Origin of the sequence: Nocardia africana NBRC 100379, from assembly GCF_001612635.1 — a bacterium.
Taxonomy (GTDB): domain Bacteria; phylum Actinomycetota; class Actinomycetes; order Mycobacteriales; family Mycobacteriaceae; genus Nocardia; species Nocardia africana.
Genome location: NZ_BDAV01000006.1, coordinates 449,598 through 462,218, shown reverse-complemented (window position 1 = coordinate 462,218; position 12,621 = coordinate 449,598). Strand labels below are relative to the sequence as shown.

The window sequence follows — 12,621 nt, the reverse complement described above, 5'->3', positions numbered from 1 at the left end:
AACTGTGCGCCAGCCCTCGTTCGCGCGCGAACGTGTCCGATCACACGTCCGTGATCGGGGCGCGGTACTTACGGTGCGGGGTGATCGCTCGGTAACGTTGGCGGGTGCACGGTGCCGGACAGGGAATTACTTTCTGCGGCAGGCGAATACGGCTTCCTTCGCTTGATCGACGTCCTCGTCGTTCAGCGGCGGAACCGTCAGCTGTTGCCGCGGGATGCAGTCGCCGCGCACACCGTCCAGCACGATGCTCATGTAGCGGCGCCAGACCTCGGGATTCACCGGCTTGGCGAAGCTTGCGATCGCCTCCACCATGTTGATCATCGCGAAGAAGTCCGACGCGGCGATTCCGGGTCGCAGGACGCCCTCGGCGGCGGCCTTGTCGAACAGCCGGGTGACCATCGGCTTGATCCGCTCACGAACCGAGACGAAGCGTTCCATGGCGTCGGGCAGTTCGAGCATCACCTCACCGAAGCCGCGGTTGCTGGCCATGTGTTCGCAGCACCACTCGAACAGCCGGGTCAACCCGTGCCAGGTGTCGGGATCGGCGTAGGCGGCCTCGGTGGCCTCGGCCATATCGGTGACGGTCTGGTCGAAGACCTCCCCGATGAGCTCCTGCTTGTTCGCGAAGCGGCGGTAGACCGTGCCCACGCCGACGCCGGCCGCCTCGGCCACGTCGTCGAGAGTCACTTCCAGACCGCGATCGGCGAACAGTTCTCTGGCCGCTCTGAGGATCCGCGCGTGGTTGCGGGCGGCATCGGCGCGAAGGCGCCGGGGAGCGGGAGCGGCCGTGGCGTGATTCACACCGCGATATTACCAAGTTCGGGGATTAACCGGAGGCGCTCTCTCCGTTATCGTGATAGCTTTCCATACAAGCGGAGATGACTCCTCCACTTCAACGTCCCCCTCAACCGCCGTCGGACAAGGAACCCCATGACTTCCGCGATCGATCTCGAAAAGAGCCGGTCGGACCTGCCGTCGAGGCATTCGTCCGGCTCCGCGGGCCGCCGTGGCTCGCATGCAATGCGCTGGTGGGTGCTCGCCGTGCTCGGCGTCGCCCAGCTGATGGTCGTGCTGGACGCGACCGTGGTGAATATCGCACTTCCCGAGGCGCAATTGGACCTCGGCTTCTCCAACGCCGACCGCCAGTGGGTGGTCACCGGCTACGCCCTGGCCTTCGGCAGCCTGCTGCTGCTCGGTGGCCGGTTGAGCGATCTGTTCGGCAGGCGCACCACCTTCATCATCGGATTGGTCGGCTTCGCGGTCGCCTCCGCGGTCGGTGGCGCCGCCAACGGATTCGAGATGCTCGTGGTGGCTCGCGTCGCTCAGGGTGTGTTCGGCGCGCTGCTCGCCCCCGCCGCGCTCTCGCTGCTGACGGTGACCTTCACCGAACCGTCGGAGCGAGCCAAGGCCTTCGGCATATTCGGTGCCGTCGCCGGTACCGGTGGCGCGCTGGGCCTGCTGCTCGGTGGCGCGCTCACCGAATGGGCGTCGTGGCGCTGGGTGATGTACGTCAACCTGATCTTCGCCGCCATCGCGCTGGTGGGCGCCGTGCTGCTGCTGGCCAAGCACACCGCCGAACACCGGCCCAAGCTCGACATCCCGGGCACGGTCACGGTCAGTGCCGCCCTGTTCGGCATCGTCTACGGCTTCTCGCACGCGGAATCGCACGGCTGGTCCAACGGGCTCACCCTGGCCTTCCTGATCGGCGGCGCGGTGCTGCTGGGCGTGTTCGCGTGGCTCCAGACCCGGGTCGAGCATCCGCTGCTGCCGCTGCGGATCCTGCTCGACCGCACCCGGGCCGGGTCCTACATGACGGTCTTCGTCATGGGTATCGGGATGTTCGCGATCTTCCTGTTCCTGACCTACTACATGCAGCTGACGCTGAAGTACTCACCGATCATGACCGGCGTCGCGTTCCTGCCGATGATCGCGGCGATGATCGCCTCCTCGACCACGGTGCCCTCGCTGCTGCTGCCCAAGATCGGACCGAAGATCACCGTCGCCGCGGGCTTCCTGGTTGCGGCCGCCGGAATGGCGTGGCTGACCCGCATCGGACTCGACACCGGCTACGCCTCGCACATCCTCCCGGCGCTGATTCTGCTGGGCCTGGGCCTCGGTGGCGCCATGTCGACCGCCTTCCAGGGTTCGACCGCCGGTGTGCACCACGAGGATGCCGGTGTGGCGTCGGCGATGGTCAACACCAGCCAGCAGGTCGGCGGTTCCATCGGCACCGCGTTGCTGAGCACCATCGCCTCCTCGGCGGCGGCGAACTACCTGTCGGGCCGCCAGCCCACTCAGCTCGCGGTCGCCGAATCGCTGATCAAGAGCTACACCACCAGCTTCTGGTGGGCGACAGCGATTTTCGTGGTCGGCGCGATCGCCGCGGCGGTGCTGATGCCCAGCACCGCACCGGCTCCGGCCGAGGGCGAGCCGGTGCTGGCGCACTGAGCACGGCCGCGATCACAGGGTGAACCGCCCTGCGGGACAATCGGATAGGGGTGCCCCGGACTCGACGAGTCCGGGGCACCGTCGTCTCGCGCCCGGAGTCACCGCCCGTCCGGCCGCCGCACGCGGGACGCGCCCGAACATCGTTCGGTGCCTACCGCCGTGGAGTGGCCGCGATGCGCCGGCGCCCAGCCGGCAGTGACCCGTGCGAATTCGGTTGCTACTGTCCGTGCCGCCGGAGAGCAAACCGACGGCTAGCGGCAGGGCGGTGCTGGTGACGCGGTTCGAGACGGGTGCCGCCGAGTCGCACGCGGCCCGGCCGCCCCTGAACGGGAGCCGAACAGGGCAGGCCGAGTCCGTCGGCCGGACATCCGCCGGTCGGGGTCGCGCAGCCGGTGCGGCGAGCCCGCGGGACCCGGATGCCGACCGTGGCTCGGTCGCTGACAGTTAGCATGGCTCCACACATTCGGTCGGGCAGGGAGGTGCACCAGGTGGGTTCGCGAACCGGCGCCGCGGTGGTGGTCACGCCGGAGGGGGCGAGCGTGCTCCGCACGAGTTTTTGCTCGTCGCAAGCGAATCCGTTAGTCTGGACAGCTCTCTGTGGCATATGCGACCGCTGCTCCGCCCGTTCGGACGACGCTCTAGACTGCACGGATCGGGTGTGGTGGGTCCGCCGCCCGGATGGGCGGGCGGACGGTGGTGACAGCGCACGGCGCGGCAGAACGGACAACTGGTACGGCACGACGACAGGGGGTTGGCGATGAGTGAAGCACCGGACGCGTCCGCGATGCAGATCGTCACCGAAGCCGATGCGTGGCAGCCGGATCCACGCTGGCGGTCCGCGGCCCGCTTGACGGTGCTGCTGGGTGAGGACGACCACTACAAGCATCGGCCCCGCTATCACGAGATCGTGCGGCGGGCTCGCGACAGCGGCCTGGCCGGGGCCAGCGTCTGGCGCGGGATGGAGGGCTACGGCGTCTCCTCACGCATCCACACCACCCGCATGCTGGATCTCGCCGAGAACCTGCCCGTGATGGTGATGATCATCGACGATTCGCAGCTGCTGCGCGACTTCGTGGTGGCCAACGCCGAACTCTTCGAATCCGGGACCGTGACCCTGTCCGCGGTTCAGGTGTGGCAGTCGGGCGGGGTGTCGCCGTGATTGTGATGACGAGCCGGGCGCAGGTGCCGAGGAAGGGAGGCCCGAGCATGGCCCACGATCGAGCCGGCCGACCGGCGCGGGCCGGCGATCTCGAGGATCTGCCACATCTGGTGACGGCGTACTACAGCCGCATCCCCGACCCTGCCGAACCCGCGCAGCGGGTGGCGTTCGGCACCTCCGGACATCGTGGTTCCAGCCTCGATTGTGCGTTCAACGAGGCTCATATCCTCGCCATCACACAGGCGATCGTGGAGTATCGCGCCACCCGCGGCATCACCGGCCCGGTATATCTGGCTCGCGACACGCACGCGCTCTCGGAACCGGCGTGGACCACCGCGCTGGAGGTGCTGGCCGCCAACGACGTGACCGCCGTGATCGACAGCCGCGGACGCTACACGCCCACTCCGGCGCTCAGTCACGCTGTGCTGCGCCACAATCGGGGCGGCACCCGCCATCAGGCCGACGGCATCGTGGTCACGCCCTCGCACAACCCACCCCGCGACGGCGGCTTCAAATACAACCCGCCGCACGGCGGACCGGCCGACACGGTCGCGACCGACGCCATCGCCGACCGCGCCAACGAACTGCTGCGCGGCGGGCTGGCCGGGATCAAACGCACCACGCTGCAGCACGCGCTGGCCACCGGTGTGCAGCGCTACGACTACCTCGACCAGTACATCGCCGATCTGCCGAACGTGTTGAATCTGGACGCCGTGCGCGGCGCCGGAATCCGGCTGGGCGCGGACCCGATGGGCGGGGCGAGCGTCGACTACTGGGAGGAGATCGGCCAGCGCTACGACCTCGAACTCGAGGTGGTCAATCCGTTCGTCGATCCGACCTGGCGGTTCATGACCCTCGACAGCGACGGCAAGATCCGGATGGATCCCTCCTCGCGCTATGCGATGGCCTCGCTCGTGGCGATCCGCGACGACTACGACATTTCCACCGGCAACGACGCCGACGCCGACCGGCACGGCATCGTGACACCCGATGCGGGATTGATGAATCCGAACCACTTCCTGGCGGTGGCGATCGAATATCTGGTCGCGAACCGGATGGGGTGGGACGCGCTGACCAAGATCGGCAAGACCGCGGTGACCTCCTCGATGATCGATCGAGTGGTCGGCGTGCTGGGCCGGCAGACCCACGAGGTGCCGGTCGGCTTCAAATGGTTCGTCCCCGGATTGTTCAGCGGTTCCCTGGCTTTCGGTGGCGAGGAGAGCGCCGGGGCCTCGTTCCTCCGCCACGACGGCACGGTGTGGACCACGGACAAGGACGGCATCCTGCTGGCGCTGCTGGCCGCCGAGATCACCGCCGTCACCGGCCAGAGTCCGTCGGCGCGCTATGCCGAGCTCGAAAAGCGTTACGGCACACCGGCGTACGCCCGCATCGATGCCGCCGCGAATGCCGAGCAGAAGCGGCGGCTGGCCGCGCTGACGCCGGACGACATCACCACCACCGACATCGCCGGGGAACCGGTGCTCTCGGTACAGACCCGCGCCCGCGGCAACGGCGCGGCGCTGGGCGGGGTGAAGGTGACCACCGAGAACGCGTGGTTCGCGGCCCGTCCGTCGGGCACCGAGGACAAGTACAAGATCTACGCCGAATCCTTCGAAGGGCCCGAACATCTGGCCCGGGTACAGGCGGCGGCGGAGGAAGTGGTCGGACGCGCACTCGGCATCGAGGAGCCCGCGGTCGACTGATTCGCGGACATGTGGTGAACGACAGAGACGGAGCCGGTTCCCGGCTGCCCGCCGAGATCTGGGTGCTGATCGGCGCGGCATTCATCATCGCGCTCGGATTCGGGCTGGTCGCACCGGCATTGCCGCAGTACGCGCGCAGCTTCGGCGTCGGTGTCGCGGCCGCCTCGGCGATCGTGAGCAGCTTCGCGCTGATGCGCCTGCTGTTCGCGCCGGTGAGCGGGCGACTGGTCCAGCGGTTCGGTGAGCGGGCGCTGTATCTGACGGGTCTGCTGATCGTGGCCCTGTCCACCGGCGCGTGTGCGCTGGCGCAGACCTATTGGCAGTTGATCGTGCTGCGTTCGCTGGGCGGCATCGGATCGACCATGTTCACGGTGTCCTCGCTGGGGCTGGTCATCCGGTTGTCGCCGCCCGGCGAGCGCGGGCGGGTCTCCGGGCTGTGGTCCACCAGTTTCCTGATCGGCTCGCTGGCCGGTCCGCTGCTCGGCGGTGCGCTGAGCGGGCTCGGATTGCGCGCCCCGTTCGCGATCTACGCGGTGGCCCTGCTGGCGGCGAGCGCGGTCGTGTTCTGGAAGCTGCGCGGATCGCGGCTGGCCGAGCCGGTGGGCGCGGAGCCGATGCCGGTGGTGAGTTTCGGCCGCGCACTGGCCGATCCGGTGTACCGGGCGGTGTTGTGGTCCAATTTCGCCAACGGCGCGGCCGTGTTCGGGGTGCGGATGGCGCTGGTGCCGCTGCTGGTGGTCGAGGTACTCGGCGAGTCCCCGGGAGTCGCCGGGGTGGCGTTGACGGTGTTCGCCGCGGGAAATGCCGCGGTGCTGTTCGCCTCCGGCCGGATGTCGGATCGATGGGGGCGCAGACCCTTCCTCATCGCCGGCACCCTGGTGTGCGCGACGGGCACGATCGCGCTGGGGCTCGCGCCGAATCTGGTGTGGCTGCTGGGGGCCTCGTTCGTGGCCGGTCTCGGCTCGGGGATGTACACGCCCGCGCAGCAGGCCGCTGTCGCCGATGTGATCGGCCCGAGGGCGCGCGGCGGCCCCGTGCTGGCCGGATTCCAGATGGCCGCCGATCTCGGCACCGTGGTGGGCCCGGTCGCGATCGGGTGGCTGGCACAGCGGGCATCGTTCGGATTCGCGCTCGCGGCGACCGGCGCGTTGCTGGTGGTGGCCGCGGCCAGCTGGACGGTGGTGCGCGAGCCGCTGCGGCGGCATCCGGTCCCCGCGACCGTCGGCTGATTTCCGTCGCTTCGGCCGCGTGGTCCTACCTGGCGGGAGGATCGGCTTTCGATCGCCGCGACCGCCCTACCCTGTGGCCGAACTACTGGATCCACAGATCGGAGATCACTGTGCCGGCTCGTCGAATGCGGAAATCGGCTCGGATCGGCGTCGGTGTCCTGGCAGTGGGCTTGTTGGCCGCCGCCTGCTCCGGCGCCTCGGACACCGATTCCGGCACCCCCGCCCTGCGCGCGGGACAGTTGCTGACCGCGCGGCCGCTGACGAGTGACGCCGCCCTGTCCGGTGCGGCGAGCACTCGCCTGATCACCTATGTCTCCGACGACGCGCACGGGCAGCCGATCGTGGTGTCGGGCACGGTCGCGGTGCCCGCGGGAGCGCCGCCGAAAGACGGCTGGCCGGTGCTCAGCTGGGCGCACGGCACCACCGGCTACGCCGGCACGTGCGCCCCCTCCGCCGACACCGCGGACGGCCCGGATCACGACTACCTGGGACCGGTGAACCGGATCCTCGACACCTGGATCGCCAAGGGCTACGCGGTGGTTCAGACCGACTACGAAGGGCTCGGTACGCCCGGCGGGCATCCGTACATCAACGGCACGAGCGAGGCCGATACGGTCGTCGACATCGTGCGCGCGGCTCGGGCACTGGATCCCACGATCGGAAAACGCTGGGTGGTCGCCGGCCACAGCCAGGGCGGGCACGCGGCATTGTTCACCGCGCAGGCCGGAGCCGAGCGGGCTCCCGAGCTGGAACTGAAGGGCGCGGTGTCGATCGCGCCCGGCGGGGTGGGGCTCAGCGGCACCGTCGACTACCTGCGATCGAATCGCCCCGGCGCCGAAGCCGCCGAGGCGTTCCTGCCGGTGATTCTGCTGGGGGCGCACGCCGCCGAACCGGCCATCGATCCGGACGCGTTGGTGACGCGACAGGCCGCGCCGCTGCTCACGGCCGCGCGGACCGGATGCCTCGCCCAGATCCGCGCCGTGCCACCGGTGCCGCCGGCCCAGGTCTTCGCGCCGAACGCGGACGTCGGCCCGCTGACCCGCTATCTGGACGCGCAGGACCCCAGCCGGGTGACACCGGCCGTCCCGACATTGATCGCCCAGGGCACGGCCGACGCCGCCGTCGCGAAACCGGGTACCGACGCTCTGGTGAAAACCCTGTGCGGCAAGGGAATACACGTCGATTACCGCGTCTACGCCGGCCAGGATCATCGCGGCAGTGTGCCCGCGTCCCTGGCCGACGCCCAGGATTTCGTGGCGCGGGTGATGGCGGGCGAGTCGACCCCCACTTCCTGTGGTCGCTGAATAACACTGTGACGCACGATGTCTCGCCGCCGGTGCCGCCGGCGGCGATTCGTCGTGCGCGGCCGGAGGTGGGTGCCGATAGCCGGCGCATCGGGCCGGAATCCCGGTTCACCGCGAGTGTCCCGCTGACCGAGAGGCACGCCCCCGCTCGCGCCGCGCTGTGACATGTTCCACAGCATGTTGTTTGCACATTGGGTAGCCGCCACCACGCTCGCCATCGCGACCGTCACCGCCTCGTCCGCATACGCCGCGGCCGACCCCGTCACGCCGGATGCAGCAGCGTCGAGCGCTACCGTGCCCGACGGTGCTGTGCACTACCGGGCCGTGAATACCGGTGCCGCGGCGGTGATCACGACCGATTCCGGTTCGATGGACGTCTCGGACGGGATCTTCCGAATCCGATCCGCCTCCGGTACGGTGCTGGCCGGAATCCCGCTGTCGATTCGCGTCGACGACATCGAGTATCCGGTCGAGGCGTCGATTCGTGACCACACCGCCACCCTCACCCCGGTCGCGTTGCCCTTCGAGGACGAGGCGCCGTGGCGCACCCGCTACGAGCGCGAGCAGGCGGCGTTCTCCCGTGCGGCCCTGCAGATTACGACCGCCGCGGCCGGTGGCGCGGCGGTCGGCACCGCGATCGGCGGCATCGCCGGATGCGTGGGCGGAGCGCTCGTCGGCGCCGTCGTCACCGGCATTCTCGCCGCGCTGTTCGGCGCGGGCCCGTTGGCGGGCTGCCTGGCCGGTATCGCCGTAGGGGCGGGAATCGGCGCCTTCGCCGGCGCCTTGCTGGTCGCGGCTCCGGTGGCCGTCGCCTCGGTGATCCAGTACTTCACCACCGTCAACGAGCCGTTCGTCCCGAAGGGCCAGCCGGCGAAGTGAGTGTCACTCCGAACTCGCGCCGGCCACGTGACATCCGGCGCGAGTCCGGCGTCGGTCTGTGAATAGCGTCAGCGGAGAGCGTCTTTCGGTCAGCGAATGGTGCCGGCCCCTGGAACGAGAGGCAGATCCAGCGGCGTCACCCAGCCGGGCGGCAGGGCGTTGACGGCGGGGACGGCATTCAGGGCCCGCATTCCGGTGGCGAGACATCCCGCCACGGCGGGAGTGCGCCCGGATCCGTCGGTGAACCGGAACGAGGTCTCCTGGGAAATGGACGGCGAGCCGACGATATCGACCCGGTACACATCGTCCTTCGTGCCGGCGGGCCAGTCGGGAGCCGCGTCGGTGCCGATGCGGTTGACGTGTTCGAGGGTGATGACCTCGCGGCCGTGGTAGACGCCGTTGATGGTGAACCGGATGGCGGCGACGTTGCCGGCCGCGACGACGCCCTTCGCGGACGGGCGATCCACGGGCGTCACCCATTTCTCCCACGTGGTGGTGACATCGTCGAGTTCGATGCCCACGGCGGTCGCGATCATCGGCACGGTGGCGCCCCACGCCATGATCAGCAAGTCGGGGATCTCCAGCATGGCCTGGTATTCCGGCGGCCGCCCGATACCCATTTCGACTTCGTAATCGCCTTCGTAGGCGGTGTAGTCGAGCAACTCCGAGGCGCGTACGGACTCCACCTCGCCACACAGGCCCAGCAGGGTCATCGGGAACAGGTCGTTGGCGAAGCCGGGATCGATACCGGTGGTGAAGCAGGACGCGCCACCCGCGGCGCACGCCTCGGTGATCGGATCGCGCCAGGCGGCCGGTGTCTGCGCCATATCCGGCCACACCCACGGTGTCATCGCCGTGGAGCACACGTCGATACCCGCCCGCAGGAACGACCCGATGACCCGGATGTTCTCGTCGGCGAACTGTGCGGTCGGCCCGTAGTGCACCACCGCATCCGGGCGCAGCGCGATCAGTTCCTCCACCGAATCCGTAGCGCGGATACCGGTTTCGCCGCCGCCGCACAGCGATCCGGCGTCGCGCCCGACCTTGTCCGGATTGCTGACGCCGACGCCCGCGAGTTCGAAGAGCGGATGGCGGATGATCTCGGCGAGCACCATGGAGCCCACCACACCGGTACCCCAGAGGACGATTCGCTTCTTCGCGTCTGTCACCGGAACTCCTTGCAGCCGTGAGTGTTTCAGTTGTGGTATTCGCCGCAGTCGACGGTGAGGATCTGGCCCGTCACGGCGGAGGCGAGGTCGCTGGCGAGGAACAGGGCGGCGCGGGCCACCTCCTCGGGCGCGGCGAGGCGTTTGAGGTCGGTCGGTTCGGCCTTGCGCCGATAGATCTCCTCGTGGGTGACGCCGTCCTGCGCGGCCAGCCAGTCGAAGTACGCCTTGTTCACGTCCTCGTAGATGTAGGAGGGCGCGACACTGTTGACCCGGATGCCGCGCGGACCCAGTTCGGTCGCCAGCGACGAGGCCAGGTGAGCGAGTGTGCCTTTCGACAGCTTGTAGCCGGCGTAGATCGGCTCGGAATCGAAACTCACGCAGGAGTTGAGCATGATGATCGAGCCGCGTGTCGCGGCCAGCGCATCGGCGAACAGCGTTGAAAGCCGCAGGGGCGCGAAGACATTCGTCTCGTTCGCGGTGCGCAGGGCGTCCAGTTCGATGCCGGTGATCGGTTCCATCGGCGGGATGGCGAAGGCGTTGTTGATCAGGCAGTCGACCCGGCCGAACTCGGCCAGGGCTCGGTCCACCAGCGCACGCCGCTGCTCTTCGTCGGTGATGTCGGTGGGCACCACCAGCGCCTTGCGGCCATGGGACCGCACCACCTCGGCCATCTTCTCCAGCCGGCGTTCGGTGCGGCTGACCAGCACCAGATCCGCGCCCATCCGAGCGGCCTCGGTGCCCAGTGCGCGGCCCAGGCCGGGGCCCACACCCGACAGCACGACGACCTTGCCCTCGAGCAGGGGGAGTGGCCGGTAGGTATCCGCGGTGGCGATCGGCTGGTCGGTAGTGGACACGACTTCTCCTCGGATTCAGCAGTTACAGAATGTAACGACTCAGATGTGACAGACTGTAACGACAGATGCTCGCGCTGACAAGGACGGTTGTGTCGTGAACGCTCGCCATCGACTCGGGCCGCATCGCGATCCGGAGGTGGATCGAGCGGTCCTCGGGGCCGCCCGCGAGCTGCTGGTGGAACGCGGCTATGCCGCCGTCTCGATCGATGCGATCGCCACCCGTGCCGGGGTGAGCCGGCCCGCCATCTACCGGCGCTGGCCGTCGAAGGCCCATCTGATCGCGCGCGCGGTCTTTCCGGATGTGGGCGGCGAGGAGGAGGCCGGCGATCTGGTCGAGGAGATCCGCACGGTTATCCGGGGCACGATCCAGCTTTTCGGGGCCCGGCCCGCGCGTGAGGCGATGCCCGGATTGATGACCGAGATGCGAGCGGATTCCGGTCTCTATCAGAAACTCTCGGCGCGGCTGGACACGCCGACCCGGCGCGAACTCGCGCGGTATCTGGAATCCGGTGCGGTGCGTGGCGGGATCGATTCCGACACGGTGCTGGACATGATCGCCGGCGCCGCGCTGTTCGCCATGTGTATCCGGGACATCGACGATACGGAGGGTTTCGCGCGGTCGCTCGAGGAATTGGTCCTCTACGGGCTGGTCGGGGTGCCCGCCGGCGACGCGGAGGAACCGCAGGCATAGGCGGGCGAATTCCGGTCGCCGGGAAATCGGACGGCCGGATTCCGGCGACGGACCGGTTTTGGCAGAGTGGACGCCGTGAATTCCTCGGATTCGAAATACACGCCGCGACCGATGTCGAATCGCACCACTTATGCGCTGGGTGCGGTGGCGCTGGTCGTCGTCGCGGTGATCGTGGTGCTCGTCGTGCGCTGGAACAGCGACCATGGTCTGACGGTGCAGGAGGACGGGTACGGCGCCGCGCACGATCCGGCGGTACAGGCGCTACTGGATTCCGACGGCGCGATCGTGCTCGGTAAGACCTCCGCGGCGAAGACGATCGATATGTTCGAGGATCCGATGTGCCCGTCCTGCGGGGCGCTCGAGCATTACTACGGACAGCAGATCGCCAAAGCGATCGACCAGGGGAAGCTCGCGGTGCGCTATCGGTTCGTGAACTTCCTGGATCCCAAGTCCAGCAGTAAGGACTATTCGACCCGCGCGGTGGCCGCGAGCGAATGTGTGGCCGATGCCGGTGACGGCCCGGTGTTTTCGAAGTTCCACATGGCGCTGTTCACCACCAAGCAGCCGAGTGAGGACGGCGGCAATCTGACCAACGATCAATTGGCCGCGATCGCCAAGGATTCCGGTGCCTCGCCGGAGGTGCAATCCTGCATCGCCAAGGGCGACCGGGTGGATTCGGCCCGGAATCACGCCCAGTCGTCGCTGGCGGCGTTGAAGGACGCGGTCGGCCAGGTGCAGACCCCCACCGTGCTCGACGGCGGCAAGAACGTCGATGTCGAAAATTCGGATTGGGTCACCAAGCTCGTGAGCTGATCGCCGCCGCGCGGCGATGTCGCGCTCCTCGAGGCCCCGGCCCGGACGGTATCCCCAACCGCCCGGGCCGGAGTCGTAGTACCGGCGGTCAATAGATCTCGTCGTCGCCGAGCAGCACCTCGTAGATACGATTGCGCGCGTCCGCGATCGCGTTCACGGTGTCACGCAATTGCCCTGCCATGGCGGCATATCCGGTGCCCGCGGCCGTCCGGTCGAGTTCGGATTCCAGCCGGAGCCGCAACTTCTCGAGCGCGGCGATCCGTTCCCGTTCCACACCGGCGTCGATCACGGTCGGCGCGGGTGGACGATCCTGGCAAGTCATGGTGTTCGCGGTGTCCTCCGATCACTGTGGTGGGAAGTAGTAGAACGAAA

At 68.5% G+C, this 12,621-nt stretch carries 12 protein-coding genes; 8 read left to right on the top strand and 4 right to left on the bottom strand.

The genetic code is table 11. The features are described 5' to 3' along the window. Positions 1–126: 126 nt before the first annotated feature. A complete protein-coding gene (locus NA3_RS10345; RefSeq protein ID WP_062963312.1) occupies positions 127–801 on the bottom strand; it encodes a TetR/AcrR family transcriptional regulator in 675 nt (224 codons plus the stop codon). A 129-nt stretch (positions 802–930) separates the two neighbouring features. Between NA3_RS10345 and NA3_RS10340 the strand changes: the two genes are divergently transcribed. The 6 genes from NA3_RS10340 (at position 931) to NA3_RS10315 (ending at position 8,722) form a co-directional block, all read left to right on the top strand. After that, positions 931–2,448, top strand: a complete 1,518-nt coding sequence (locus tag NA3_RS10340; protein WP_084491421.1) for an MFS transporter — start codon at positions 931–933, stop codon at positions 2,446–2,448. 757 nt (positions 2,449–3,205) lie between these two features. Next, positions 3,206–3,607, top strand: coding sequence for a DUF190 domain-containing protein (locus tag NA3_RS10335; protein WP_227995340.1), 402 nt, complete (start codon positions 3,206–3,208; stop codon positions 3,605–3,607). A 47-nt stretch (positions 3,608–3,654) separates the two neighbouring features. Beyond that, positions 3,655–5,310 carry a phosphoglucomutase (alpha-D-glucose-1,6-bisphosphate-dependent) gene (gene pgm / locus NA3_RS10330; protein WP_062963601.1) on the top strand — a complete coding sequence of 552 codons (1,656 nt, stop codon included), beginning with the start codon at positions 3,655–3,657 and terminating at the stop codon, positions 5,308–5,310. 14 nt (positions 5,311–5,324) lie between these two features. After that, positions 5,325–6,539: an MFS transporter gene (locus NA3_RS10325; RefSeq protein WP_174561064.1), complete on the top strand. Its 1,215-nt coding sequence runs from the start codon at positions 5,325–5,327 to the stop codon at positions 6,537–6,539. A 125-nt stretch (positions 6,540–6,664) separates the two neighbouring features. Beyond that, positions 6,665–7,843, top strand: coding sequence for an alpha/beta hydrolase family protein (locus tag NA3_RS10320; protein ID WP_062963311.1), 1,179 nt, complete (start codon positions 6,665–6,667; stop codon positions 7,841–7,843). Between the two features lie 177 nt (positions 7,844–8,020). Next, positions 8,021–8,722, top strand: coding sequence for a DUF8020 domain-containing protein (locus tag NA3_RS10315; protein WP_063917447.1), 702 nt, complete (start codon positions 8,021–8,023; stop codon positions 8,720–8,722). An 89-nt stretch (positions 8,723–8,811) separates the two neighbouring features. Here NA3_RS10315 and NA3_RS10310 read toward each other — a convergent pair whose 3' ends face one another. Together NA3_RS10310 and NA3_RS10305 are read right to left on the bottom strand one after the other, a co-directional pair. Continuing rightward, positions 8,812–9,837, bottom strand: a complete 1,026-nt coding sequence (locus NA3_RS10310) for an NAD(P)H-dependent amine dehydrogenase family protein (protein WP_062963599.1) — start codon at positions 9,835–9,837, stop codon at positions 8,812–8,814. An 80-nt stretch (positions 9,838–9,917) separates the two neighbouring features. Next, on the bottom strand, positions 9,918–10,745 hold the full coding sequence (locus NA3_RS10305; protein ID WP_227995339.1) for an SDR family oxidoreductase: 828 nt from the start codon (positions 10,743–10,745) through the stop codon (positions 9,918–9,920). Between the two features lie 94 nt (positions 10,746–10,839). Here NA3_RS10305 and NA3_RS10300 point away from each other — a divergent pair, with 94 nt between their 5' ends. Next, complete coding sequence (locus tag NA3_RS10300; RefSeq protein WP_062963309.1) at positions 10,840–11,436, top strand: TetR/AcrR family transcriptional regulator; 597 nt, start codon at positions 10,840–10,842, stop codon at positions 11,434–11,436. Between the two features lie 111 nt (positions 11,437–11,547). Then, entirely contained in the window at positions 11,548–12,249 is a 702-nt protein-coding gene (locus tag NA3_RS10295; protein WP_062963597.1) for a DsbA family protein, read from the top strand. Positions 12,250–12,337: 88 nt separating this feature from the next. Here NA3_RS10295 and NA3_RS10290 read toward each other — a convergent pair whose 3' ends face one another. Beyond that, positions 12,338–12,571 (bottom strand): hypothetical protein, encoded by a 234-nt coding sequence (locus NA3_RS10290; RefSeq protein ID WP_128145130.1) that lies wholly within the window; start codon positions 12,569–12,571, stop codon positions 12,338–12,340. Between the last annotated feature and the right edge of the window lie 50 nt (positions 12,572–12,621).

Bases quoted from the DNA above. Each gene is read 5' to 3' on its own strand.
- NA3_RS10340 (WP_084491421.1), top strand. From the start codon at position 931: ATGACTTCCGCGATCGATCTCGAAAAGAGCCGGTCGGACCTGCCGTCG.
- NA3_RS10335 (WP_227995340.1), top strand. From the start codon at position 3,206: ATGAGTGAAGCACCGGACGCGTCCGCGATGCAGATCGTCACCGAAGCC.
- pgm (WP_062963601.1), top strand. From the start codon at position 3,655: ATGGCCCACGATCGAGCCGGCCGACCGGCGCGGGCCGGCGATCTCGAG.
- NA3_RS10320 (WP_062963311.1), top strand. From the start codon at position 6,665: ATGCGGAAATCGGCTCGGATCGGCGTCGGTGTCCTGGCAGTGGGCTTG.
- NA3_RS10315 (WP_063917447.1), top strand. From the start codon at position 8,021: ATGTTGTTTGCACATTGGGTAGCCGCCACCACGCTCGCCATCGCGACC.
- NA3_RS10310 (WP_062963599.1), bottom strand. From the start codon at position 9,837: ATGGTGCTCGCCGAGATCATCCGCCATCCGCTCTTCGAACTCGCGGGC.
- NA3_RS10295 (WP_062963597.1), top strand. From the start codon at position 11,548: ATGTCGAATCGCACCACTTATGCGCTGGGTGCGGTGGCGCTGGTCGTC.
- NA3_RS10290 (WP_128145130.1), bottom strand. From the start codon at position 12,571: ATGACTTGCCAGGATCGTCCACCCGCGCCGACCGTGATCGACGCCGGT.